Genomic DNA, 24252 nt, shown 5'->3' with positions numbered 1-24252 from the left:
GAACATAAGATAAAGTGAAAAACAGAAAGGAGTTACAACATGGAAGAAATCTTAACGATTACAAATTTGACGAAAAGTTATGGTAGCAAGGAAATATTAAAAGGAATCGACTTGCACGTCTCGAGGGGTGAAATCATTGGCTATATCGGCCCGAACGGTGCTGGTAAAAGTACGACTGTCAAAATCATTTTAGGAATTGAAGGCGATTACGGTGGAGACATTAAGCTTTTCGGAGAGAATATCGGCAAAGACAGCCTTGAATATAAACGAAGAATTGGCTATGTACCGGAGATAGCAGACGTTTACGATAATTTAACGGGGTATGAGTATTTAACCTTCATCGGGCAGCTTTATGGTCTTGAATTAGAGGTGGCTGCTGATAAATCAAAATCCTTAATGGAATTGTTCGGTGTTGGAGAAGCGTATCATTCCAGAATATCTTCTTATTCAAAAGGGATGCGGCAAAAGCTATTAATTATCGCTAGCCTTATACATAATCCCGACTTGTTATTTTTAGATGAGCCAATCAATGGGTTAGATGCAAATAGTGTGATGATCTTCAAAGAAATTTTGACTCAACTGGCTGCCCAAGGAAAAACAATATTTTATTCCTCTCATATCATGGATGTTGTCGAAAAAATCAGTAGTCGTATCATTTTGTTGAATGATGGGAAAATTGCTGCCGACGGGACATTTGCCCAACTACAGGCAGACAATACTGAAGGAACTCTGGAAAGAATTTTCAACCAATTGACAGGCTTCCATGATCATCAGGAAATTGGCGAGAAATTCGTTTCTATTGTACAAGAGGTATGAACATGAAAGATTTTAAAATCCTACAATTGCTTGATAAAATTCAATTTATCTTTGTGAGAATGGGCATCGATTACGACATCATGAGAAAGATTCTCCATATAAAACTAACAATGGATGAGCGCAAAGTACCGACAATATTTAACCAAGCATCAAATAAAAACAAAGAAGAGCAAAAATACGGCTACATCAAATCTTTATGGATTTATGTATTATTTGGGCTTATGTTAATTCCTTTTATGGGATTTGGTCAAAACTATCTTTTCCAGATGAGTATTGCTTATGCCATGATTATTTTTATCATCATGACAACATTGATTTCTGATTTTTCTTCCGTACTTTTGGATGTACGGGACAGAAGCATTCTCTCGACCAAGCCTATCTCTGCTAGGACGGTCAATGCGGCCAAATTTATGCATATTTTCATCTACTTGACGTATTTAACGATCGCTTTTACTGCCATCTCCTTAGTCGTTGGCCTATTTAGGCAAGGAATTGTATTCTTTATTTTAACGTTGCTCTTACTAGTTTTAATTAATATTTTTATTGTCGTATTAACTGCTGTTTTATATATTGCTATTTTAAGATTCTTTGATGGAGAAAAGCTGAAAGATGTCATCAATTATGTACAAATCGGCTTATCCTTAATGCTGATGATTGGCTATCAAGTTCTTATTAGATCCTTTGAATTCGTCAATTTTGATATGGTCGTAACATTTCATTGGTGGAGTGTTTTTCTCATTCCTATGTGGTTTGCCGCTCCTTATGAATTACTGCTAAACGGTGACGTCTCTTTATTTACAGTGATCTTTAGTATTTTAGCTGTCGTCATGCCGATCATTTCAATATGGCTTTACCTAAAGCTAATTCCAACCTTTGAACGTAATCTGCAAAAACTATTAAACACTAGCAAATCGAAAAAAGAAAAGAACAATCGACTTAAAACGATTTTGTTAACAATCATTTGTAGAACAAATGAAGAAAGAGCTTTTTACCGCTTCGCCTCCCTTATGATGAAACAGGAGCGAGAGTTTAAACTGAAAGTATATCCATCTTTAGGATTTTCATTTGTCATTCCATTTATTTTTATGTTTTCTTTTTCAAGGAACGAAGCTATTGATTATTCCGTTAGCATGGGCTATTTGAACATTTATTTCAGCATGCTAATTATTCCGACAGCTGTGCTTTTGCTTGGGCATTCCGGCAAATATAAAGCCGCTTGGATCTATAAAGTCTTTCCAATGAAAGATTATACAAACTTAAAAAAAGGTAGCTTAAAAGCATTTTTGATTAAATTGTATATTCCATTGTATATTGTTCTGAGCATCATTTTCTGCTTCATTTATGGTACGAGAATTATCCCTGATTTACTGACTGTTTTAGTAGCAAGCTGCATGTACACAGTCATTTGTTACCTCGGAATGGGAAGCAAGATTCCTTTCACAAAGCCTTATAATGAAGTTGGCGATGCTCAGAGTTGGAAAACTCTTTTGTTGTTAATTCCATTAGGTATGCTGGCGGGGCTACACTATTTAATAGCTAGTCAGATTTCCTTTGGGTCAATTATTTATCTAATTGTGCTTATTATCACGAATTTAATTATATGGAAACTAGTTTTTAAACGTACACAGTAATATCTAGTGACCGTAAAAATCTAGCAAGCTATACTAACCATCCCTTTGCTTAGTGGATGCCCCTCCTAGCTACACTTCATGAACTATCATATATAAATAACTTGGTCTAATCAGATCAAGTTATTTTTCATTAGCTTTTTTAACTTTCTCACTAGCTACAACAACAATTAAATGTAATACAGAGATAATTACAGCAATACTCGCACCGATATTATAAGCTTCTAAATTGTATACATTTATAAATGAAATGCCTACATTATCTAAAGTGCTAAATAGATTGTCCGCTCCCCTTACACCAGCTTCAATTTTATCCAATAACCAAAAAACAATAAAAATTCCAAGTAAGGTCACTAATGTAGAAATAAGAGCTTTTACAATAGACTTGCCCATAATTATCCTCCTCCTTTAAAAACATTTCATTAGAAGTGTTTGCAGAACTACACTTAATTAATAGCTAACCAATTAGGATGAAGCTGTTTTTTGGTTGGAGCTTATAAGAAAACCGCTTTAAAAAGCTTTTTTCTCATATATACGAATAGATAGTAGCCATGACCCAATATACAATATAGCAATTGTAAGGATAGCTACAAGATACATTTGCGTTTCTTGTAAAGCTAGGAACTTTCGTGTCAATTCCCTTAATGTTTCATTTAAATTAGGGATTAAAAGCTTAATCGTTGCTAGATAGATGCCAAATAAAGCACCTGCAGCAAACATTAAATATTGCCTTTTAAATTTATAAAACACTGGGAGCAAGAGTGAAATAGCGACCATGACAATACCGATAATTAGCAGTATTGCTTTCCACGAAAACGGTGTTTCTTTTCCATTTAACAGGAAACTCCCTCCGTAAGTAAGCATTATAAATAGTGATGTAAATATTAATACACCTACATACCTTGAAGAAACAATTTCCCTTCTCGTATATGGAAGCGAATTGAGCAGCATATTAGCGTTATCTTTTTCATCATAAGACAAAGCCATATTAATAAAGGTTAGACTACATACAACTGCAATAGGAATTGGAGAAACATCTATCAATAAGTAAATTATTATAGTAGCAATGTAAATTAAGAATACTTTCTTTTGTATTAAAATATCCTTAAATATAAGGTTAAACATACAGTTACCACCCTTTCTTCGTATAATACATAATATCTTCAAGCGTTGGTTTTTCCACAATCACAGAATCCCCAAATATGTTTGCCACACGATTTTTATCAGCTGTTAATGCTTCAAAGCCTGCATTCGTTTTTCTAATCGAAATAAACTCTTGTTCCGTTTCTATATCCAATAAATCTAAATTCCCTTTGACAAGGGCATATTCCTCTTCAATTTTATAAAATTCTTTCGTGAAAATATGTTCTCCGTTATGAATAAAGGTAATATAATCCGCAATACGATCTAAATCTGTTGTAATATGTGTTGAAAAGAAAATTGTTTTTTCACCATCCTGCATTAACTCATGCAAAATGTTTAGTAACTCTCTTCGAAATATCGGATCGAGCCCAGCAGTTGGCTCATCCATAATAATTAATTCTGCATGATGAGCTAGAGCAATGGCTAACGAAGCTTTCATCTTCATTCCCTTCGAAAAGTTCTTCATATTTTTATTCAATGGTAGTTCGAATTTTTCAACATAATGTTGAAAAGTGTTATCATCCCAGTTTTTATAGGCGGGTTTAATAATCTTTTTCATATCCTTTAACGTTACATTTTCATAAAAGACATTTTCATCATAGACAAAACCAATACGTTCTTTTATTTCTTTCCCATGTCCCTTATATTTCATACCAAATAATGAAACAGTACCACTATCTTGCTGTAATAAGTTCATTATCAACTTGATCGTTGTTGATTTACCTGCACCATTTCCCCCAATAAATCCAGTTACATAGCCCTTTTTAACGTTAATAGAAAAATCCTTTACCTGAAATCCATTAAAGACTTTATGAATATTCTGTAATTCAATGACATTTTCCATCATTCATCCTCCGTATACAATAATGTAAGCATTTCTTTAGTGTCCGTTTCTTTCGCGAAATGAACGAACCTTTCCAACAAATAGAATCCATCCGTATTTCTCAAGATCTATAATACAATGTATATACACTTTATATACAATATATACACACTATACTAATTTTGCAAGTAAAGAATTATTATTAGCCCCAAAAAAGAACATGGGACTGTTAAATTACAATCCCATGTTTTCGATTCCGAATTATTTAGTTGATAAACCTTAGCCTAGGTAACTATTTAATTAGTGCATGATTAATTGTTGATAATGCTTCATTCACTTCGAAGATCTTCCCACGAATATCGGTAACATCAAAACTTGTTAACCGTTCTGAATGCATAATTAAATATTGTTCAGCATCTGTTTTGGTTTCAAATAAATAGATCCCACCCGCTTCTTTAGCCGCTGCATTCTCAGTCCAAATCTTCCAAATCACACCTGACTCTTCATTAATACTTTTGGCTAAATCAACGAATGCCTCGGACATTTCTTCACCGAATGGTCCATCCATTGTAAAATCGACTTGTAATAAATATTTCATGATTAAAACCCCCATTTTATAAATAGCGACTCTTTTATTTCATTACAAAATAAGTTTCACCAAGTATTTCTTTCGCATCATAAGCAGTCGTTGAAAGCTCTTTTTCAGCAAATACGTTGATATCTTTTTGCTCAATATCATACATAACTTCAATCTCTTTCGAAAAAAGAAGCTTTTCTTTCTCAAGTAAACTGAAAAGTGCTGGTTGTTGTTTTGGCTGTAGTTCATCTAAATGAAGAACTTGTTTTAGCCCAGCAATATATGATTCTAACGTTCGGCTGCCGACAATTTTCACACCTTTATTTTCTTTGTTCAACATGATAATACTTGGAAATCCTTTTACGCCTAGTTGTGAAGCTAGCGCAAAATCCTCACTTAATAATCGCTGTCCAATCGATAGCTCGGCCTCTTTTATAACCTTCTCCCCATCAAGTCCGATATTATTAACGATTTCAATTAAAACAGATTTCTCTGCAATATTTTGATTAAATACGAAAACTGCTTCTCTTGCGCGGCGTAAAAATATATTTGCTAAATCCTCATTTTGCTGTTGAATCACTTTAAAAACCTTAGATGGAGGATAGGAGGACTGAATGGGATTCTCAAGCCAAAGCGTACCATCAATCGGCATACGACTCTGCTCGCCAACCTCTCTCCAGTGTCCAGCCACATCAGATGGGCGTGATATACCATTAGATACATCAGCAAAGCCGGCCCATTTTTCTAGCAAACCGCCCATTATAGTATGGAAATTTATATAATGACCGTATTGCTCTACAAAGCGACGAAGAATCGGTTCTAATGCCCAACAATGCGAGCAGATTGGATCTGTCACATAATATAAATTAATCGATTTCCTTTTTTGATCGAAATCAATCACCTGCATTTCGTTATCTTCTGAAACACCACATACGCCAGTTTCTAAATCACAGATTAAATTATTGTTCGTCATCATACTCACCACTTTCATTTTAATTGCTTTATAAGCGTAGTTTAGTAAATAATGAAGATCATCTGTACCAATAGTTCTTTAGATTTGTCGTATATACAACACATCGAAGAAATTGTTTAAAAAGTAGGGAGTGATACAAAAATATGACTCAATCAAAGACTGACCCTCGTGTTCTTCGTACTCGCAAATTAATTATGGATTCTTTTATTGAACTTTCAGGTCAAAAAGAGTTTAAGGATATTACTGTGAAGGATATTACGATAGAAGCTATGATTAATCGCGCAACATTCTATTATCACTTTCAAGATGTATATGATTTATTGGATAAGGTATTATCCGAAGTATTATTAGTTAATTTAAATTGTAGTATCTTCGAAAAAAGTGATCTAAATGAAGAATCAATTATTCGTATTTTTATAGCCATCACGAACTTTCAAAAATCTTTATCTAATCGATGTCATAGAGGATACGAAGATACCATTTCCCGTATTATTAGGGAGCATCTCGAAATCGTTTTATACAAGATGTTATTAATACAACATAATACAAAAGAGGATGCGGCACTAAAAACTACCGCTGTCATACTAGGCTGGGGAATTTACGGTGCTTCTGTGGAATGGAGGAAAAATGGTACAGATAAATCCCCGGAGGAATTTATTAAATCGTCAATACCTTATATATTATCTGGGACTACATTAGATTCTAAAAACTAGGAGTTTCCATATCACATAAAAATAGGGCATGTTTTGAAAAGATTGTTCAAAACATGCTCTGAATATTTAACGATTTAAACTCTCTATATATTTTTCTGATTCGTCCGCTATTCGCTTAAATTCAATATCATGAATATAGTGTGAGCAATCCAATTTTATTAATTTGCTTTCTTTATGCTTACTGATGAAATCTCTTTGAAATTCATTCCACGCCTCCTCATTCCAACCTGTCCCTTGACCGTTTGAAGAGAACAAAAGCAGAGGAACATTTGGAATTCTAGCCGCTCCTACCTTTTCAGCATTTTCTTTAATATACTGAACTTCATTTATCATATTTTTAGTTGCCGTTCTGCGGTAAAAAATCACTTTATACATCTCTTTTTCCTCATCTGTTAAAGTCCCATATTTTATAGCATCACTTTCAGACAGACCCGAAATCCATCTAGTAAAACCAATATTTGCAGCAAAGGCACTTAAATGAATTAGAGGCATATTTATATCATACTCTTTATATGCGGCAGGAACGGCCATATCCAATCCTATAATTGCCTTTACTTCATTCGGGTAGACTTGTGCCCAATACAATGCTTCAATGCCAGACATAGAATGAGGAAATAAAATATATGGTCCTTCAACACCTGATTTTAATAAAGCTTCTCTTGTTTCTTGTAGAATAGTATCCATATCACGGTCAGTATCTGAAATGTCACTAAATCCATAGCCTGCCTTTTCAACGACAACAATTTTATATTTATCGCTTAATAATGAATATAATGATTTAAAATCTAAAACAGGTGAGCTTGTGCCTCCTCCAGACATAAATACAAGCGTATCTTCTCCATCTCCTTCTATGTACACATGCATCTGATGACCATTCACTTCTACCATTTTCCCTGTTGACGTAAATAATTGATCTTCCTTCGATAATTGGTTTTGATGAATAATATAACTTGTCACAATGATTAACAAAAATATCGCTGCAATAATTGAAAAAAGTATCAATATTCCTTTAAACACTGTCTTTCAACCGCCCCTCACAAGATTTTTACTATTCATCAAGAACAGATGAAAATTCCCCCAACAACATTTGTATAGCCTTTAGAGTTCCAACATGTAATCGATAAACCGCATCTTTTGGCCATTCATTTCGAACTCATCACCACTTATACACACTTGTTTAAAACCGTTTTTTTCAAGAACCTTTTGAGAGGCAATATTAGTTGTTGTTGTTTTTGCTTTAATCTTTTTTACACTTACTTCTGTTTCTAAAAGTAGTTTTAAGGCTTTTGCCCCTATTCCTTTTCCGCCATATTCTTTACCTACTCTATAACCGACTTCTGCTATATCATTCGTTATATCTATATCGACTAAATTAATTCTCCCAATAATATTGCCTGAGTTATCCCTTATTAAGTAGAATTTCGATTTCTCTTCTTCTTGTTCAGCTAAAAGTTCTCTAAGTTTTATTTTAAAAGTGTCAAACTTATAATAATCTTCCCCACGACTAGGGACCGTTTGTTCAAAAAATAGTCTATTATCCGTTTCAAACTGAAATAATTCTTCTGCGTCACGTTCTTGCAAGCTATTAATTGATATTTCCAAGCTAACTAACCCCCTTAGTTTTTAAAAAAACTACCATATAACTTATATATGCTTCTTCGAAAACTCGGTATTCAACAAGCTATAGATCAACATATCTTTGCATTCTCCTGTAACACTATGGCATTCAAACTGTCTTAAACAGCCCTCTTCCTTAAAGTTGAATTTCGACAATAACTTCTTTGATGCTATATTTTCTTCCGTCACAATTGCCTGTATTCTTACTAAACCTAACTGATTAAATCCTATTGATAATACTTCTTTAACAGCTTCAGACATAATACCACGATGCCAATATTCTTCAGATAATTCATAGCCAATTTCAGCTCGTTTGCCTGCAAATTCACTCAAGAAAATGGTACCAATAATTTCATCCGTTTCTTTGTTAGCAATAGCAAAACGAACAATCCAACCTTTATCATAGCCTTCGTTCCAAAAATGAATTACTTCATAACTTCTTTCTAAAGTCTCTGGTCCGTTCCAATCAAGATAACGATTTACATTTTCATTTGAATAATAGTTGAATAACGCAGGGGCATCCTCCAACTTCAACTTTCTTAATATAATCTGTTCAGTTTGTACTGTTGGAAAAGAGCTTCCTAATAGTTCGGTAAAGTTCATTTTTTTCTCCCCTTTGTTTGAATGACTATCAAAATAGACTAAAGATGAAAATTCAAAAGAAGCTGATTAAATTATACCCTACCTATATTGCCTGAAAAAACCTCATACATATTTCATAAAAGAAAATAAGCCAATGTGGTCAAAAACCACACTGGCTAATTCTATTCTATTCTTCTTCTTTTCTCTTTTAGTACAATTCTTTGGATGCTCTTTGAAGACAAATAATATTTTTCACCTAAAGTAACCCTGTCCGCTCCCGACAGATAATCGTTATAAAAAATCAATTATGCCTCGGCATAATTGCGTCTGGAATTGGAAGGGAATTAAAACGCTCTATAATTCTTTACTTTTTAACTAAAAAGCAACCAACGAAATAAAAGCTGGTTGCCATCTACTAATATAAATTGTAAATGAGAGAATATGTAAAACAACTAACATTGCTTTCTCTCCTAAAATAGGTATTTACGATCCGTTCTAAGTTTTATAATATTACCGAAAAATAAAAGGACTTTTATCCCTATCTTTGACACAATATAAGTAACAAGTCTTACAATATGTCATTGACATTCCTGTTCCATTGCTTAATACTATACTTAAAATTCGAGTTTTTTTAGGTATAAATTTCCAACAAAACTCAGAGGAGGAAACTATTTGAAAATTAAAAGTATGAAGCGACGTTTATTGTTCTTTACATTAAGTTTGCTGCTATTGTCATCTGTAATCAATTCTGTATTAGGTGTTTGGGTTGTTGGTAAAAATAGTAAAGAAGTTTTAATTGAGAAGGCCAATGAACAGGTCTATGAAATCGCAAAGCAAGCAGAAACTATATTAAACTCTGAGCGTGATCCCATTCCAGCTTTACAAGATTTTATGGAGTTAAAAGCACAACAAGAGAATGTGACTTATGCTGTTGTCATTGATACCAATGTAAAAGCTGTAGCGCATAGTGATAAAGATAAACTAGGAAAAACATATACGGATACATACACAATCGATGGTGCTAAACAAGGAAAAAAGCAATTTACAAGATGGTATGCCGAAGTTCAAGGTATATGGACATATGACATCATGGAGCCTATCTATAAAGATGGCGAGCTTTATGGAGTAATTGATATTGGAGTGCCTGAAAGTGGTATTCAATCTATTACAAACTCTGTACTAAGCTATCAGATTATTACAGGTGTAGTGAGCTTTATCATTATAGGTGCTTTAATGTGGTGGATTATCGGTCGCATTGTTGCCGCTATTAAGAATCTCGAAAATATTATTCATCAAACAACAAGCTTAGACTTCACCGCAAATCCAGAATTAGAAAAACTTTTAAATCATCAAGATGAAATTGGTCTTATGGCGAAAGGCATCTCTGGCATGCAATCTTCATTAAAGAATGTTACCGTCAACATACATAATACTAGCACCGAGTTATCAGATTCATCACAAATTCTTATTCAAGTAGCAGAAGATACGGTACGTACAACTGACGAAATTAGCTCAGCTATTAATGAAATAGCAAAAGCTACAGAAGAGCAGGCTCATGATACAGAAAAAAGTGCTGAACAATTAAATCAACTATCCGGAAATATTGATCGTGTTATTGTGCATACAGAAAAAATTGCTTCCATGACAGAGGATATTGAACAATTAAGTAATCAAGGTGTAGAAACGATTAACCAACTTTCTATTTGGTCAGAGAAGAATCGTGATTCTTCTCAACAAGTAAGTAACATCGTTCAAGAAGTAAATAATACTTCATCTGATATATCAAGCATTGTCAATACAATTACAGATATCGCAACTCAAACTAATTTATTGGCTCTAAATGCATCCATTGAATCAGCTCGAGTAGGTGAAGCAGGTAAAGGTTTCGCGGTTGTTGCTGATGAAATTCGAAAATTATCAGAACAGACATCCACTGCCACTGAAGATATTAAAAATAAAATCTCCGCAATTCAAAATATATCTAATAGTGCTGTGGAGGAAATTAGTACAAGCCTTAGCATTGTTGAGCAAAATGCTAAAGCTACAGAGGATACTAGTGAAATCTTCCATACAATAAAGGTAGCTCTAGACCAAACTAGTGAAGTGGCACAAGAGGTGAAACATTTATCTCATGAGATGAATAAGCGCAAAGAGCAAATCGTTAGTGCAGTTCAAAACATATCCGCTTCTGCAGTAGAAACCTCTGCTGGAGCAGAACAAGTCTCAGCATCCGCAACTGAACAGCTTAAAGGCATTGAAACTGTTTCTGAAAAAGCAAAGGATCTTACCGCTATGGTGGATGCTTTAAGAGATGAAATGAAAAAATTCACTATTTAACTGAACGAAGCAAGACTAAATAGTATTGCAAAAAAAGCTGATTCTTAATTGAATCAGCTTTTTTAACATATATTTCTATATCAATTTACTGTCTTTGAGTAAATCATAGATGATCGTGTCTTTTACTTTATGAATACCAAATTTACCTATTTGTTTTAACATAAACGGCGCATCTACATCTGTTAATTTTTTACCATCTAGTAAGCGAGCAGTTGAAGCGAGCAAAGTACGAATATCATAAGTAGATCCAAATACTTCTGGAACGCCTCGATCAATATCTAACAATTGATAAACAGCTTCCATCGCTGTTCTTACTGAATACTCAGTTGTGAATACTGTGTCTCTTTCTGTTTCACTAAAGTTACCAATGAAGGCTAAGTTAGTAGATCCTTTAGGGACAACTAAAGGACGATCTCCCATTGCTCTAGGCATGAAATAAGATGTTATATAAGGCATGTAACATGGAATTGTATTACAAGAATTTTGTGCTAAATCCGGTATTTCGTCTACAGGTACACCCATATGATACAACCACTCTTGCGCTATCTCACTTCCAGAACATTCAGTGATACTCTTTTTAATAAAATCACCAGGTTTATTAGATAGCAAACCATAAATCCAAACTACTAATTGGTCTTTTGGTTGATCTTTAAAATGAGGTTGTCGGTTTAATGTATAGCTTAGCATCCAATTAGAATCTGTAGCAGTTACGATCCCCCCCGTAACTACCTTGCCTGCATATGGATCTCTTTTACTTATCTTTTCAATATATGGAGCAACTTTAGCATCCAATGTAGTTAGTGTTGCTGAAACAAACCAACTTTCTTCTGGAAGATCATCGCAGAATTTTTCTGGTCTACCAAACTCAGAATCTTGAGAAGCGATGTTTTTCCAAAGTGACCAGCTTCCACCTAAATCAGTGCTTATAGGAGCTGGCGTATTATTGTCACCATAAGTTGTACTCTCCGTAATACTGCCATTTGTAACAAACACTAATTCATTTTCTGTTAACTCAATGTTCTTTTTCACACCATTTTGTTTTAACACTAAAGTATGAGCTACTTTTTTGTCTCCAACTTTATCAACTAAAACATTCTCTACAACAGTATTAAATTGGAAATCAACATTATGGCTTTCTAAATATTTAATCATAGGCAGTACTAACGATTCGTACTGGTTATATTTCGTAAATTTTAAAGCAGATAAATCAGGTAGACCCCCAACATGGTGAATGAAACGCATAATATAACGACGCATTTCCATTGCTGAATGCCATTTTTCAAAAGCAAACATCGTTGACCAATATAGCCAGAAGTTTGATTCAAAGAACTCTTCAGAGAAAACATCTGTAATTTTTACATCCTCTAACTTCTCTTCAGGAGTAAAGAATAATCTAATCATTTCTTCAGAAGCTTTATCAGATAATGTAAACTTGCCATCATCCTCAAGTCTTTGCCCTCTATTTTCAATCAATCTACATTTAGAATAGTTAGGATCCTCTTTGTTTAACCAATAAAATTCATCTAAAACAGAAGCGTTTTCTACTTCTAAAGATGGGATTGAACGGAATAAATCCCATAAGCACTCAAAATGATCTTCCATTTCCCGACCACCACGGATAATAAAACCTCTTGTCGGATTTAGAATACCATCAAGGCTACCTCCTGAGATATCTAGCTCTTCTAGAATATGAATATTCTCTCCCTTCATTTGACCATCACGAATTAAAAAACATGCGGCTGACAGTGAAGCTAGCCCCGAACCAACAAGATACGCTGACTTCTCATCAACACCCTCAGGTTTTTTAGGACGTGCGAAAGCCTCATAATTACCATTACTGTAATACATAATACCGCCTCCATAAACTATTATCGTGATATAGCATACCACCAATTCGCATGATAATGGTAAAATGAGAGAGAAATTAACAAAAAATTCAATTTTGAAGTTGAACATTAAATATACATATACCCTATTATTTGACATAACAATTCATTGCATTTTTATAAATTGTTTATCAATGTCTTTTATATCAACGATTTTATGCAACACCTAAAATTAGTTTGTCATTGTAGTGGTTAAACTTTAAGGAACTTGGATTTATTGAATGATCTCCTTCTATACTATTAACCATAAGACTGTCCTAAGTGGTTAAAGTACACAACCTTTCAAGTGCTGCCTCACATAATTACTATAGTAAGAAAACAAAAAAATACTAATTCAACTTTTTAAATCCGTTTTATTCAAATTTGTAAAATCTACTTTTTATAAAACTATTTAAGCTTCTATGCGAATTTATTATCCTTTGAATAATTTTACTTTCTCCACTCTTTTTGATAAACCGCTTAATGTAAGCGCTGTAAACGAATTTTTAAACGTATAAAAATAAACAAAATTAATATATTTTTAAAAATAATGTTTGACACCTAAAAGGGCGGTATGTAGAATAGGACGAGTGATTATGAGAATCATTATCAGTTAGGATGAGAATTATATTTTTTATTTCTGATTGAGAATGAATCTCATTCAAAAGAATATAAGTTGTTAGTTAGGATGGTTAACGAATGGAAGCAAGCGCAAGGAGCGTAGAACAACAAGAAGCGAATATGAAAAAGATTAAGAGCAGACCGCTTATAGCTTCTATTATTTTAATAGCAGGTACGATTTTATTAGCTTTCAGTATGAGCACGTCCATTTCATTTGGAGCAGCAGATATTAGTTTAAAGACTGTCTGGCAAGCTGTTTTTCAGTTTGATGTTTCAAATACACATCATAATGTCATTTGGGAGCTTCGCATTCCAAGAGCAATTGGAGGAGTGGTCGCTGGTGCGTTTCTAGCGGTATCTGGAGCAATTATGCAAGGTATGACACGTAACCCTCTTGCCTCACCTTCTTTAATGGGGATTACAGACGGTGCGGTATTTGGAATTGCCATTACATATGCTTTTTTCCCTAATTCCCCATACATAATGTTTGTTATTGCTTCATTTATTGGTGCTGCATTTGGCGCAAGTATTGTATATGGTGTAGGTTCGTTCTCACCAGGAGGGCTAACACCTGTTAAATTAGCGTTAGCTGGTGCAGCGATTAGTGCACTGCTTGGGGCCATTTCGTCTAGTATCGCACTTTATTTCAATCTTGCTCAAGAAGTAAGCATGTGGAATGCAGGAGGCGTTTCAGGTGTGAAATGGGTAAGTATTGAAATGTTGCTACCAATTGGACTACTTTGTCTTGTTATTGCAATTTTATTGTCAAGATACATTACTATTTTAAGTTTCGGTGAAGAAATTGCAATTGGACTTGGGCAAAATACAACCTTCATTAAATTTATTGGTACTGTACTTGTGCTTGTTTTAACTGGATCAGCTGTATCTATGGCAGGCTCTGTCGGATTTGTTGGGCTTATTATCCCACATATGACGCGTTTTCTTGTCGGATCCGATTATAGATGGGTCATTCCATGTTCAGCAGTACTAGGTGGGTTATTAATAGAATGTGCAGATATGTTATCGCGTGTGATCAATCCTCCATTTGAAACGCCAATTGGTGCAATTACAGCTTTAATTGGCGTTCCATTCTTCCTTTATTTAGCTCGTAATGAAGGGAGAGGGAAAATATGAGGCAACGTATCTTAACAACAAAGAATATTTCAGTTTTAGCTATTTTAGCTTGCCTAATTGTGGCAGTATTTTTAATTAGCTTAAATACAGGAACGTTTAAAATACCGCCAATAGAAGTATTGAAATCGTTAATTGGTTTAGGTTCTGAAGAACAATCTGTCATTTTATTCGAGTTTCGTATGCCTCGAATGGTTATTGCTATTTTAGTTGGCTCAGCGCTAGCGATATCAGGGGCTATCATGCAAGGTTTATCTCGAAATCCACTTGCTGACCCAGGAATCATCGGTATAAATGCTGGTGCCGGATTAACAGTTGTAGTTTTCGTCTATTTTTTCTTCGGGAAAGTTGGAACCGGTACGCTACTATCTGTATTCATTCTTCCGTTATTTGCGTTAGTTGGTGCCTTATTAGCAGCGGTTATTATTTATACTCTAGCTTGGAAGAACGGTGTTTCATCCACTCGTTTAATTCTTGTTGGTATTGCAGTTGCAGCAGGATTCGGTGCTGTTAGTTTAATCTTCTCGATGAAAATGACTTCAAATGATTTTCGTTTTGCAACTATTTGGTTGGCAGGGAGTTTATGGGGAACAGATTGGAAATTTGTATTAAGTGCACTTCCTTGGATGCTCATATTTATACCAATCGCATTTTGCAAGGCACATGTATTGAATGTCATGAATTTAGGAGATGCAGCGGCGGTAGGCCTTGGTCTAAATGTAGAGAAGGAAAGACGTAAGTTATTATTTATCGCCGTTTGCTTGGCCGGTGCATCGGTAGCTGTTGCTGGTGGAATTGGATTTATCGGATTAATGGCACCCCATTTGGCAAGACGCCTTGTTGGGGGGAAACATCAAATTATGTTACCGACAGCAGCATTAATCGGCACGCTTCTATTACTATTTGCAGATTTAATTTCAAGAAGTGTACTAACAACCTCAGAGATACCAGTCGGTTTTGTTATTTCTATTATTGGTGCACCCTATTTTATTTATTTACTTATGAGGACAAAATAAAAGGAGTCTTTTTTAATGGTAACTTTAGCAGTTGATTCGATATCCGTTGGCTATAATGAAGGATTAATTATAGATGGACTATCAGTGGAAATCCCGGAAGGAAAGATCACAACGATTATTGGGCCAAATGGATGTGGGAAATCTACATTGTTAAAAGCAGCTTCTCGCATCTTAAAGGCAAAACGCGGATCTGTTTATCTGGATGGAAAAGCAATTGAGAAACAGTCAACGAAAGAAATTGCAAAGAAAATGGCAATTTTACCGCAGACTGCAGAAGTGCCGACAGGTCTTACTGTGTTTGAGCTTGTTTCATATGGTCGTTTTCCACACCAAAATGGATTTGGAACGCTGAAGGAAGAAGATTATCGCTATATTCATTGGGCACTTGAAGTGACAGGGATGACAGAATTTGCAAATCGTTCAGCAGAAGCTTTATCAGGTGGCCAACGCCAACGAGTTTGGATTGCGATGGCGCTTGCTCAAGGAACGGATTTACTTGTATTAGATGAGCCGACAACTTACTTAGATATGGCTCACCAGTTAGAAATATTAAAGTTATTGAAAAAATTAAATCAGGAAGAAGGCCGTACAATCGTTATGGTCATTCATGATTTAAACCATGCTTCTCGCTTTTCTGATCATATGGTTGCTTTAAAAGCTGGTAAACTGATGCATCAAGGAACTCCAGACGAAGTAATGACAAGTGACACACTTCGAAATGTGTTTGAAATTGAAGCACTAATCGTTTCGTGTCCTGTAAACAGTAAACCTATTTGTTTAACTTACGATTTAACGTTGGTTAATAATCTAGAACAGGAAAAAGCATACTAGGAAATCCCTCTCTCTCTTTTAAATAGATAGAGATGAAGCATTCTAATGGGTGCTGAGCTCCTCACTTAGCCTGAGAGGCTGAACACCCATTAGAATGAAATGGGTCGTAGACAAATTATCCGGGAGGAACAAAAATATGAAGAAATTTAAACTATCGTTACTAGCAATGGTATTAGTTATTACATCTATACTATTTGCAGCTTGTTCTTCAGATAAGAAAGAAGAAGAAAAGACCGACACAAAAGCAGAAGAGCGTACGGTAGAACACGCTAAAGGGGAAATTAAAATCCCTGCTAATCCAAAGAAAATTGCTGACCTTAGTGGTTCAACAGAAGAATTATTAATCTTTGGCATGAAACCAATCATTACTGCAAATACGTCTCAAGAAGAGATTGATCCACATATTGCAGATAAATTAAAAGATGTAAAACCAGTCGGCTCAGCATGGGGTGACAAAATTAATATCGAAGCAGTAGCTGCTGCAAAACCGGATTTAATTCTTATCAATGATCGTCAAGAAAAAATCTATGATCAACTATCTAAGATTGCACCGACTGTTATGTTAAAAACTCCATTAGATCAATGGCGTCCAAAGTTCGAGGAATTAGGCAAAATCTTCGATAAAGAAAAAGAGACAGAAGAATGGTTCAAACAGTATGACGAAAAAGCGAGCAAGTTACACGATAAAATCGTTGCTAAAACTGGTGATGCAAAGTTCATGAAAATGGCTGCATATCCAAATGCATTCCGTGTATACGGTGACTATGGTTACGGTAGCGTACTCTTTAAAGATTTAAAATTACCAGCAGTTCCAGGTACACCATTGGATAAAGCATTAGTACAAGTACAAAAAGAAGCTTTAATTGACTACAATCCAGATTACCTATTCGTATTTACAACAGGTGACGGTTCTGAACGTTTGAAAGAATTCCAAGAAGAAACAATTTGGAAAAACATGAACGCAGTTAAGAACAACCACGTATTTATTATTAAAAATGATGCAGTCAATAAAGGATACTTCCCTCTTGGTAAAGAAATGATTTTAGATGAAATTGCTGAATTTGTTTTAGGGAAATAATAATAATGAGAAGAGGCTGGGACATAACTAATTTATCTGTATCCAAAGCCGAATGATAAATTTACTTTTTATTTATTGAAATACAAAAAGCCGAACTATTGTAGAATGCTGTGTCAGCACTGTTATAATAGTTCGGCTTTTCAAGTTACTTAAAACCTTCTGTCCCAACCTCTTTTTTTAATAAAAACCTCGCTTAAGAAGCATGATATAGTTGTTTAGTTATCGATTGCAAATAGTTCAACTTAATCCCCTATTTTATAAACCGTATAAATCTTTCCTTCCCAATTTGCAAAATCTCATCATTCATTAATATTATATCCGTATCCTCTTCTTCAAGTTTTTCCCCATTTAAAGAAACACCCTTTTGTTTAATTAAACGCATAAATTCTCTTTTACTTTTAATATATCCTTCGGTAATTAATGATGGAATAATATCTAATACAGATTCTTTTCCTATTTCAATTAACATAGTGGGGATGATATCAGGCAAAACCTCTCCCTCATTAACGGTCCTACCTATACCATTTTCAATCTCCCCTAATTGTTCTTCAAGTTTTAAAAACATACAATACAACTCCTTCAATATGAATTAATATTGCAAGTTCTATAAGAGTAAAAATCAATTTCGCCTTGGCATAATTGTAGCGGACGCCTTGCTTTCGCTACAGATAAATTATCACAAGACATAACGTAGACTGGGTTCCTCTATAAAGTTGTTTGGACACCTACTGAAAAGGAATCACATCGCATTCATCTTATCATCCACTTCTGCTGAATGAAGATAAAAAAAACGCCCTTTAGGAATAAACCTAAAGGACGTGTTATGAACGTGTTACCACCTTAATTTAAGAGCTACTCACATAACTCTTCTCAATAGGTACGGCTATATGCGATACCTTTGCATTGATTACGGATGCAAACCCGTCGTAGCCTACTAAAGTTCGGTACGCAGCTCCAAGATGAATTCATTTTAACTTTCCTTGCGCCTCTCATCGACCGGCTACTTTCTGTAAGTTCCATTAAAACTACTAGTTCTCTTCAACACTTTTACTCTTATACTCCAAATTGTTAACAACAATTTTTCGTTATGCAAATCTTGTTAATTATTATAGCGCCTTTTTTTGAATTGTCAATAAATTAAGTTGGTACTGTTTTCACAAAGACCATAGGAACACTAAATTATGTTGTTTCTATACATTACCTTACTAACATTATGCCTTACGGTCTTATGGCCGGCTTTAGTACCTTTACCAATGGCTATAAGCATAACGTCTAAATACCTTTCAGAAATATTTAAGATATCTTTTAATTCCTTAGAATCATAGCCTGACATAGTAATTGTGTCAAAAACCAGCTTCATTTGCTAAAATCGAAAACAATATGAAGTTACTAGAATATACATATAAAAAAGAGGACAAGCTTGTCCTCTTTTTTATTGCTCCCTAGTTTGTGTGTTTGGCTTTAATAAGAACCAAACAATTACTAAAGTTCCTAGTGCTAATATAAAAGTACCCATATAAATAAAATGTACACTTGAGGCTAATGCTTCTTGCGATTCGGTTACTACGTTTGCTGTAGTTCCTTCATGACCACCAGAAGTTACAAGATCAAGGTTTTTAATACCGCGTGCATGAATCATCGTGTTGAACATCGCCCCGAAAACTGCAGCTCCTAATGTTTGGCTAAACGTATTGATAAATGTGTTTAAGCCAATTGCCGTCCCGCGCGTATGATTTGGAACAGCTGCTTGAATTGTTACCATATAGATAGGTGTAATAAGCCCCATCCCTAAGCCGAATAGTCCAACTGCAACATAAATTAGGAATGCTGGTGAATCTGTCGACAATGTAAATAATGAAAAGGCAGCAACCGAAAGAACGCTAGCTCCAAGTAAAATAATTTGTCTCGTATTTAGACTACCAACTAATTTACCTGAAAAAATAGTGCCGAATGTCCACATTACAGGTAGTGGCATTAATATGAGTCCAGCGTCTGTCGCGTTTTTTCCTAATACACCTTGGCTCCAAATCGGAAGATACATTGTAATACTAATAATCATTGCACCCGACATAAGTGTTAGTATATTAATAATAGATAATGTACGGTTAGAGAAAAGTGCTAGCGGAATTAATGGTTCCGGAGATTTTTTCTCAATGAATAAGAAAATAATAAATGAAACAGCTGCAAAGATTAAGAGACCAACAATTGTCATATCACCCCAGTTTTGCTGACTGCTACCTGTTAATAATGCGTATAGTAAAGCGATTGTACTTAAAGAGAAGACTGTTGCACCAAGATAGTCGATATGATGCTTAGCAGGCTTAATAGATTCTTTATAATAAATGACAATCATTATGCAAGCGATAATTCCAAATGGAACGTTTAAGAAGAAGATATAGCGCCAAGAAAGAGAATCCACTAAAAATCCGCCAACTAATGGTCCGATCACACCAGAGATACCCCAAACAGCACTAATCCATCCCTGTGCTTTTGCACGATCCTTCACTTCGCTATATAAGTCACCAATGATTGTCATTGTTATTGGCATAATAGCGCCAGCACCTAGACCTTGAAGGGCACGAAAGACGATGAGCTGTTCCATCGATGTAACGATACCGCAAAGTGCAGAGCCAACTAAAAATATTGTAGCTCCGATCAGTAAAACTTTTTTACGACCGAATAAATCAGCCAGTTTCCCGTAGATTGGAGTCGAAACAGCTGTGGCAAGCATATAAATTGCATAAACCCAACTAACAAGTTCGACACCTGACAAATCATTCGTTATACGGGGGATTGCTGTACTAATAATTGTTCCTTCTACAGCAGATAGAAATGTCATTAACATTAATGATAAAATAACTTTTTTTCTCATATTTTTCCCTTTCACTTCCATCTAGTTAAATAACCCAATATATAGCTAAGTTTTTTTATTATATATCAATTAATAACTATGTATCTTCTAAAACGTCAATTTGAATATCTCCACCATTGAAACGGATATCAATAAAACAATTATCGTCAGTCACCATTAATTTCTGCCTCATTAACATTATGTACTTCAACTGATTTGCCTAGGTTAGCACAAAAAGCGATTGCTCTAATAGAATAATCGCTCGTTAATGGAACAAGAAAAGTTATTCATTAACCTTCTTAATAATTGCTCATTCTATAATTCACAAGACAATCATTAATTTTAACACAAATATCCATAAAAAAACCACCTCAAAGAATAGCTAAAGAGGTGATTGATGTGCAGAGATAATAAAGTTGTTAATTGAGAAAGTAGAATAAAGGAGCGTTATAGTTAATCTCATTTAAAAGAGCTTGTTACTTTAATTAAAAGGCCCAACTTCTCTGCAAATTAAATTAATATAGAGAAGCTGGGTTTTTTCGTTACTTCATTTAGTTATATGAATAGGACTATCTATAGTAGGTTAGATTTTCAATTAAAAATATATCTCTTCAAGTTCTGTTAACCCCCCACTGGGCTTTCTGACATTCATAATGCAGGTCATTTTCCAGACTTAAGTGGAATACGAAGCTCTTCGTTTGGCTTATTGATTCCATAACTATAAATGTAAATATCTAGCTCTTTCTTGTCGAAATTTTCATAAACGTCCATAGATTTATTACTTTCATCATAAGATTCCGGTTCCCCTAAGATCTGTTCTTTACCGTCCAGATAATAAGTTCTATCGACTCCCTCAAACATCGGGTCTGAGCTCAAGGTTTCCACATAGAGGTTATTGTCCTTCAAATAATAAGTCCATGAGATTGGATACCCCGCAATGCTAGACGTTGTAGTTTGATGTTTTTCTGATATGTCAGTCAAACGGATTGGTTTGTCGTTCTCGTCTCCGTAAAAACTATCGATACGGTGCTTCGCGACGAGGGTTATAGGCTTATTAGCCAGAGAAGCTGCATCTAGCCCTACCACTTCAAAGCGTAGATCTTGTCCGTTACCCATAGAATAGCCTTTTAACAGAGTTCCACCTACATCTAGTTGATACTCTCTAAAAGGAAGAGTGTAGTAGTCTTCTTGAGTAATGTTCAAACGAACTTGGGTTGGTGTAACCTTCATTTCATGGATTTTCGTGTTAGGGACATTACCCATAGGGATATCTAGCACTTGCTTGAAAGACGCATTTTCCAACTGTTTTTTGGAAAGATTCATATTTATGTTCCAAGTACTTTCTTTTGTTTCTAGTATGTGCTCATAAGAAAGCTGGAATTTAGTCCCTTCTTCACGTAAGTTGTTAGACTTGAATATTTGACTTATGTTTGCTCCTCCGTCACGGTATGAAGAAGAAGTACCTGTCACTTGTTTAACAGATTCATCCACATCATTAATTGCCTCGAATTCTACACGTTTGTACGGCATTTCAGTATCCGTAAACGTAACGTCTGATTTTAGGAGAACATTACCTTCAGCCTGTTCAAAAGACTGTAAGGTCACGCTACCCACTCCATCCTTTTGAATTGGGAACACTTGCGTAGTAGCGTCATTAGGATTATAGCTGATGGACTGCTTCTTATTGCCGATGAACTGGATATTCTCCATTATAAACTCAACATCGGTCGTCTGCCCTTCACCAACCCAGTCCGTCTCAAAATATCCCTGGAATTCACCTAGCTCCTCATTCCACTTACCCCTATAATTCCCTTCAACAAAGTTGCCCTTCGAATCTTTTAGCCCGATAAGTTTAAAATCTATATCCGTTACATCTTGGGATGTTTCAGGTTTCAAACTATACAGCAATACGGTTCTGTTCTCATCTATAAACGCCGTATGTACGGTTAACGTAACACCCTCCTTTGTAACGGATTGCTCAATCGTTTGACCTAAGCCCTGCTCTAATGCGGACTGAATACCTTCCCTATATGAAAGCATGCTGGACCAGTCATAATTCAGAGCTGCATAAACTGGTGTAGCCATCAAAGCTACAGATAGCCCTGCGACCAATGCAAAGCGCTTTCGTTTTCGAGGACGGAGCACAACTGGTTCACCCCCAGCAACCTTTAGCTCGTCCTGCTGGATACTGTTCCACATCTGATCAAAGTTAGGATAATCGATGTTATTTGATGCCTTCATTTGGTTTTTAACCTTGTTTTCAATGCGTTCCAAATTGGTTCTCTCCCTTCAACCATAAGTTGTTTTTGTGTTCAAGCTTTTTGCGCATGATTTTCAATGCCTTATGGAGTCTCGACTTCACTGTACCCACAGGAATCTGCAGAGTTTCAGCGATCTCTGCCATGGATAGCTCACCGATATAGCGGAGGGTAACAACTGCCACCAATTTGTCTGGTAGTTGCTTCAGTAGTTCCTCCCATTCTTCCTGAGCTGTTTTTTCTACTACAATGGTGTCTACGGATTTAATTGAAAATGTTTCCTGCTCATGAAGCCATTGCACCTGACCCTGTTTATCCCTCTGAGTCTGATTCCGTTTTAGCAAGTTTAAGCAATGGTTCATTGCGATGCGCATGATCCAGGCACGCGTATGCTCAACGTTTTGCCAATCCTGACGAAAAACGGTGATAAATACGTCATGGCATAGATCTTCCGCATCTTGTGCGTTTCGCAGCATGTAATAACATGTGCGGTATACATCCTTGTTATAAGAATCGAATAATTCACGCTCTGTCAATCCAAGGCACTCCTTTCTTTGCGTTATACTTTATAAACAAATGACTATTGGAAAAGGTTCATCTTTTTTAGTAAAATTATTCTTTAATTATACTTAATTACTTTTTCACACTTTATTATTCATTACTAAGATAGCTACAACAGAAATGAAAGCTTTTATCCTAAAGAAACCCCGCATTTTGAAATAATGTCAAAGCGCGGGGTTCAAATTTGAGCTATTTTAAATATGATAAATCAGATTATCGCCTTCATATATGTATTTTTTCTGCCATACTAATCCACTAACTATTTTTAGCTATTAAAAATCTAATGTGGTAATCTTCTTCCGGAATTTCCTCAGTATATTTTAGCCCATTCCTTGTATAAGCACTTTTAACTCGTAAGTCCAAATAGGAAGTCTTCCAATTTGTGTTGAAATCCACGTTCTAAAAAGAGATATAATAAGTCATTTACAATCTCATAATAAAAGCAGACGGCGATATAGAAGCTCATTATAGAACTTCTAAGCCATCTGCTTTTTTTTGGGAAATACTTTTAAGTTGGAGAAAAGGTAGTTCCTCATCCTAAGTCTCCAATTCTACACTTCTCCTTTTTTACGTGCTGCCATTTCATCTTGCATTTCTTCTTTTAATCCTTCAATTGACTTTTGACGTCGCTTATTTTTTTCTTTAATCATTTCACTTTGCATAGGGTCTGCAAATTCCAAACTAATCTCCGCTTCATGGAGTTTTTCTTCAGTATTCTTAACGATATCACGAATTCGTTCAACGTTATTGGATCTATCGTCTGGTTTTGAGTGTCTTGAATTAGCCATGGTAACCTCCTAAAATTTCGACGTTACAATTAGTTTGTATGTT

22 protein-coding genes and 1 other annotated feature are annotated in these 24252 nt (G+C 35.1%); of the genes, 8 read left to right on the top strand and 14 right to left on the bottom strand.

Going from position 1 to position 24252, the window contains the following annotated elements:
• The first annotated feature begins 39 nt into the window (after nucleotides 1-39).
• Nucleotides 40-816, top strand: coding sequence for an ABC transporter ATP-binding protein (locus tag ACQKN4_RS08385; protein WP_079562130.1), 777 nt, complete (start codon nucleotides 40-42; stop codon nucleotides 814-816).
• A 2-nt stretch (nucleotides 817-818) separates the two neighbouring features.
• Entirely contained in the window at nucleotides 819-2447 is a 1629-nt protein-coding gene (locus ACQKN4_RS08380; RefSeq protein ID WP_427483304.1) for a hypothetical protein, read from the top strand.
• Nucleotides 2448-2567: 120 nt separating this feature from the next.
• On the opposite strand, the gene ACQKN4_RS08375 is transcribed toward ACQKN4_RS08380, so the two are convergent.
• From ACQKN4_RS08375 to ACQKN4_RS08355, 5 genes are all read right to left on the bottom strand, one after another.
• On the bottom strand, nucleotides 2568-2837 hold the full coding sequence (locus ACQKN4_RS08375) for a hypothetical protein (protein ID WP_427483302.1): 270 nt from the start codon (nucleotides 2835-2837) through the stop codon (nucleotides 2568-2570).
• A gap of 117 nt (nucleotides 2838-2954) precedes the next feature.
• Nucleotides 2955-3569: an ABC-2 transporter permease gene (locus tag ACQKN4_RS08370; RefSeq protein ID WP_427483300.1), complete on the bottom strand. Its 615-nt coding sequence runs from the start codon at nucleotides 3567-3569 to the stop codon at nucleotides 2955-2957.
• A gap of 4 nt (nucleotides 3570-3573) precedes the next feature.
• Nucleotides 3574-4431: an ABC transporter ATP-binding protein gene (locus tag ACQKN4_RS08365; RefSeq protein WP_427483498.1), complete on the bottom strand. Its 858-nt coding sequence runs from the start codon at nucleotides 4429-4431 to the stop codon at nucleotides 3574-3576.
• Nucleotides 4432-4702: 271 nt separating this feature from the next.
• Complete coding sequence (locus ACQKN4_RS08360; protein WP_427483298.1) at nucleotides 4703-5008, bottom strand: monooxygenase; 306 nt, start codon at nucleotides 5006-5008, stop codon at nucleotides 4703-4705.
• 34 nt (nucleotides 5009-5042) lie between these two features.
• Nucleotides 5043-5960 carry a DsbA family protein gene (locus ACQKN4_RS08355; protein WP_427483496.1) on the bottom strand — a complete coding sequence of 306 codons (918 nt, stop codon included), beginning with the start codon at nucleotides 5958-5960 and terminating at the stop codon, nucleotides 5043-5045.
• A 143-nt stretch (nucleotides 5961-6103) separates the two neighbouring features.
• Here ACQKN4_RS08355 and ACQKN4_RS08350 point away from each other — a divergent pair, with 143 nt between their 5' ends.
• Nucleotides 6104-6673: a TetR/AcrR family transcriptional regulator gene (locus tag ACQKN4_RS08350; protein ID WP_427483296.1), complete on the top strand. Its 570-nt coding sequence runs from the start codon at nucleotides 6104-6106 to the stop codon at nucleotides 6671-6673.
• A 66-nt stretch (nucleotides 6674-6739) separates the two neighbouring features.
• Here ACQKN4_RS08350 and ACQKN4_RS08345 read toward each other — a convergent pair whose 3' ends face one another.
• The 3 genes from ACQKN4_RS08345 to ACQKN4_RS08335 form a co-directional block, all read right to left on the bottom strand.
• The gene (locus ACQKN4_RS08345) at nucleotides 6740-7675 is read right to left on the bottom strand and encodes an alpha/beta fold hydrolase (RefSeq protein WP_427483294.1); all 936 of its coding nucleotides are present in this window, start codon (nucleotides 7673-7675) and stop codon (nucleotides 6740-6742) included.
• 96 nt (nucleotides 7676-7771) lie between these two features.
• Nucleotides 7772-8275, bottom strand: a complete 504-nt coding sequence (locus ACQKN4_RS08340) for a GNAT family N-acetyltransferase (RefSeq protein ID WP_079562122.1) — start codon at nucleotides 8273-8275, stop codon at nucleotides 7772-7774.
• A 42-nt stretch (nucleotides 8276-8317) separates the two neighbouring features.
• Nucleotides 8318-8893, bottom strand: a complete 576-nt coding sequence (locus ACQKN4_RS08335) for a GNAT family N-acetyltransferase (protein ID WP_427483291.1) — start codon at nucleotides 8891-8893, stop codon at nucleotides 8318-8320.
• Nucleotides 8894-9544: 651 nt separating this feature from the next.
• On the opposite strand from ACQKN4_RS08335, the gene ACQKN4_RS08330 reads away from it, so the two are divergent.
• Nucleotides 9545-11209 carry a methyl-accepting chemotaxis protein gene (locus tag ACQKN4_RS08330; protein ID WP_427483289.1) on the top strand — a complete coding sequence of 555 codons (1665 nt, stop codon included), beginning with the start codon at nucleotides 9545-9547 and terminating at the stop codon, nucleotides 11207-11209.
• A gap of 75 nt (nucleotides 11210-11284) precedes the next feature.
• Here the strand turns inward: ACQKN4_RS08330 and ACQKN4_RS08325 are convergent, their stop codons facing one another.
• Nucleotides 11285-13057 (bottom strand): oleate hydratase, encoded by a 1773-nt coding sequence (locus ACQKN4_RS08325; protein ID WP_427483287.1) that lies wholly within the window; start codon nucleotides 13055-13057, stop codon nucleotides 11285-11287.
• A gap of 716 nt (nucleotides 13058-13773) precedes the next feature.
• Here ACQKN4_RS08325 and ACQKN4_RS08320 point away from each other — a divergent pair.
• The 4 genes from ACQKN4_RS08320 (at nucleotide 13774) to ACQKN4_RS08305 (ending at nucleotide 17751) form a co-directional block, all read left to right on the top strand.
• Nucleotides 13774-14829, top strand: coding sequence for a FecCD family ABC transporter permease (locus ACQKN4_RS08320; protein ID WP_427483285.1), 1056 nt, complete (start codon nucleotides 13774-13776; stop codon nucleotides 14827-14829).
• Nucleotides 14826-15842 carry a FecCD family ABC transporter permease gene (locus ACQKN4_RS08315; protein ID WP_079562118.1) on the top strand — a complete coding sequence of 339 codons (1017 nt, stop codon included), beginning with the start codon at nucleotides 14826-14828 and terminating at the stop codon, nucleotides 15840-15842. Before ACQKN4_RS08320 ends, ACQKN4_RS08315 begins: the two co-directional genes overlap by 4 nt.
• A gap of 15 nt (nucleotides 15843-15857) precedes the next feature.
• The gene (locus ACQKN4_RS08310; protein ID WP_427483283.1) at nucleotides 15858-16673 is read left to right on the top strand and encodes an ABC transporter ATP-binding protein; all 816 of its coding nucleotides are present in this window, start codon (nucleotides 15858-15860) and stop codon (nucleotides 16671-16673) included.
• Between the two features lie 136 nt (nucleotides 16674-16809).
• Complete coding sequence (locus ACQKN4_RS08305) at nucleotides 16810-17751, top strand: ABC transporter substrate-binding protein (RefSeq protein WP_427483281.1); 942 nt, start codon at nucleotides 16810-16812, stop codon at nucleotides 17749-17751.
• A 250-nt stretch (nucleotides 17752-18001) separates the two neighbouring features.
• Here the strand turns inward: ACQKN4_RS08305 and ACQKN4_RS08300 are convergent, their stop codons facing one another.
• From ACQKN4_RS08300 to tlp, 5 genes are all read right to left on the bottom strand, one after another.
• Entirely contained in the window at nucleotides 18002-18316 is a 315-nt protein-coding gene (locus ACQKN4_RS08300) for a hypothetical protein (RefSeq protein WP_079562115.1), read from the bottom strand.
• A 244-nt stretch (nucleotides 18317-18560) separates the two neighbouring features.
• Nucleotides 18561-18802: a binding site (T-box leader), on the bottom strand.
• A gap of 381 nt (nucleotides 18803-19183) precedes the next feature.
• Nucleotides 19184-20623 carry an MDR family MFS transporter gene (locus tag ACQKN4_RS08295; protein WP_079562222.1) on the bottom strand — a complete coding sequence of 480 codons (1440 nt, stop codon included), beginning with the start codon at nucleotides 20621-20623 and terminating at the stop codon, nucleotides 19184-19186.
• A gap of 639 nt (nucleotides 20624-21262) precedes the next feature.
• On the bottom strand, nucleotides 21263-22876 hold the full coding sequence (locus ACQKN4_RS08290; RefSeq protein ID WP_427483278.1) for a DUF4179 domain-containing protein: 1614 nt from the start codon (nucleotides 22874-22876) through the stop codon (nucleotides 21263-21265).
• Entirely contained in the window at nucleotides 22863-23396 is a 534-nt protein-coding gene (locus tag ACQKN4_RS08285) for an RNA polymerase sigma factor (protein WP_427483276.1), read from the bottom strand. The genes ACQKN4_RS08290 and ACQKN4_RS08285 overlap by 14 nt, the downstream gene beginning before the upstream one ends.
• Before the next feature lie 576 nt (nucleotides 23397-23972).
• Nucleotides 23973-24209, bottom strand: a complete 237-nt coding sequence (gene tlp / locus ACQKN4_RS08280; RefSeq protein ID WP_079562112.1) for a small acid-soluble spore protein Tlp — start codon at nucleotides 24207-24209, stop codon at nucleotides 23973-23975.
• Nucleotides 24210-24252 lie beyond the last annotated feature (43 nt).

It is taken from the genome of Lysinibacillus sp. NPDC093692, from assembly GCF_050280125.1.
Classification (GTDB): Bacteria; Bacillota; Bacilli; order Bacillales_A; family Planococcaceae; genus Lysinibacillus.
Note: the sequence above shows the minus strand (reverse complement) of the source record. Positions and strands in the feature narration are given on the sequence as shown.

Excerpts from the sequence above, each read along its gene's own strand:
- ACQKN4_RS08295 (WP_079562222.1), bottom strand. The coding sequence starts at position 20,623 with ATGAGAAAAAAAGTTATTTTATCATTAATGTTAATGACATTTCTATCT.
- ACQKN4_RS08350 (WP_427483296.1), top strand. The coding sequence starts at position 6,104 with ATGACTCAATCAAAGACTGACCCTCGTGTTCTTCGTACTCGCAAATTA.
- ACQKN4_RS08310 (WP_427483283.1), top strand. The coding sequence starts at position 15,858 with ATGGTAACTTTAGCAGTTGATTCGATATCCGTTGGCTATAATGAAGGA.
- ACQKN4_RS08355 (WP_427483496.1), bottom strand. The coding sequence starts at position 5,960 with ATGACGAACAATAATTTAATCTGTGATTTAGAAACTGGCGTATGTGGT.
- ACQKN4_RS08365 (WP_427483498.1), bottom strand. The coding sequence starts at position 4,431 with ATGGAAAATGTCATTGAATTACAGAATATTCATAAAGTCTTTAATGGA.
- ACQKN4_RS08380 (WP_427483304.1), top strand. The coding sequence starts at position 819 with ATGAAAGATTTTAAAATCCTACAATTGCTTGATAAAATTCAATTTATC.
- ACQKN4_RS08320 (WP_427483285.1), top strand. The coding sequence starts at position 13,774 with ATGGAAGCAAGCGCAAGGAGCGTAGAACAACAAGAAGCGAATATGAAA.
- tlp (WP_079562112.1), bottom strand. The coding sequence starts at position 24,209 with ATGGCTAATTCAAGACACTCAAAACCAGACGATAGATCCAATAACGTT.
- ACQKN4_RS08385 (WP_079562130.1), top strand. The coding sequence starts at position 40 with ATGGAAGAAATCTTAACGATTACAAATTTGACGAAAAGTTATGGTAGC.
- ACQKN4_RS08325 (WP_427483287.1), bottom strand. The coding sequence starts at position 13,057 with ATGTATTACAGTAATGGTAATTATGAGGCTTTCGCACGTCCTAAAAAA.
- ACQKN4_RS08300 (WP_079562115.1), bottom strand. The coding sequence starts at position 18,316 with ATGTTTTTAAAACTTGAAGAACAATTAGGGGAGATTGAAAATGGTATA.
- ACQKN4_RS08305 (WP_427483281.1), top strand. The coding sequence starts at position 16,810 with ATGAAGAAATTTAAACTATCGTTACTAGCAATGGTATTAGTTATTACA.
- ACQKN4_RS08315 (WP_079562118.1), top strand. The coding sequence starts at position 14,826 with ATGAGGCAACGTATCTTAACAACAAAGAATATTTCAGTTTTAGCTATT.
- ACQKN4_RS08360 (WP_427483298.1), bottom strand. The coding sequence starts at position 5,008 with ATGAAATATTTATTACAAGTCGATTTTACAATGGATGGACCATTCGGT.
- ACQKN4_RS08375 (WP_427483302.1), bottom strand. The coding sequence starts at position 2,837 with ATGGGCAAGTCTATTGTAAAAGCTCTTATTTCTACATTAGTGACCTTA.
- ACQKN4_RS08370 (WP_427483300.1), bottom strand. The coding sequence starts at position 3,569 with ATGTTTAACCTTATATTTAAGGATATTTTAATACAAAAGAAAGTATTC.
- ACQKN4_RS08335 (WP_427483291.1), bottom strand. The coding sequence starts at position 8,893 with ATGAACTTTACCGAACTATTAGGAAGCTCTTTTCCAACAGTACAAACT.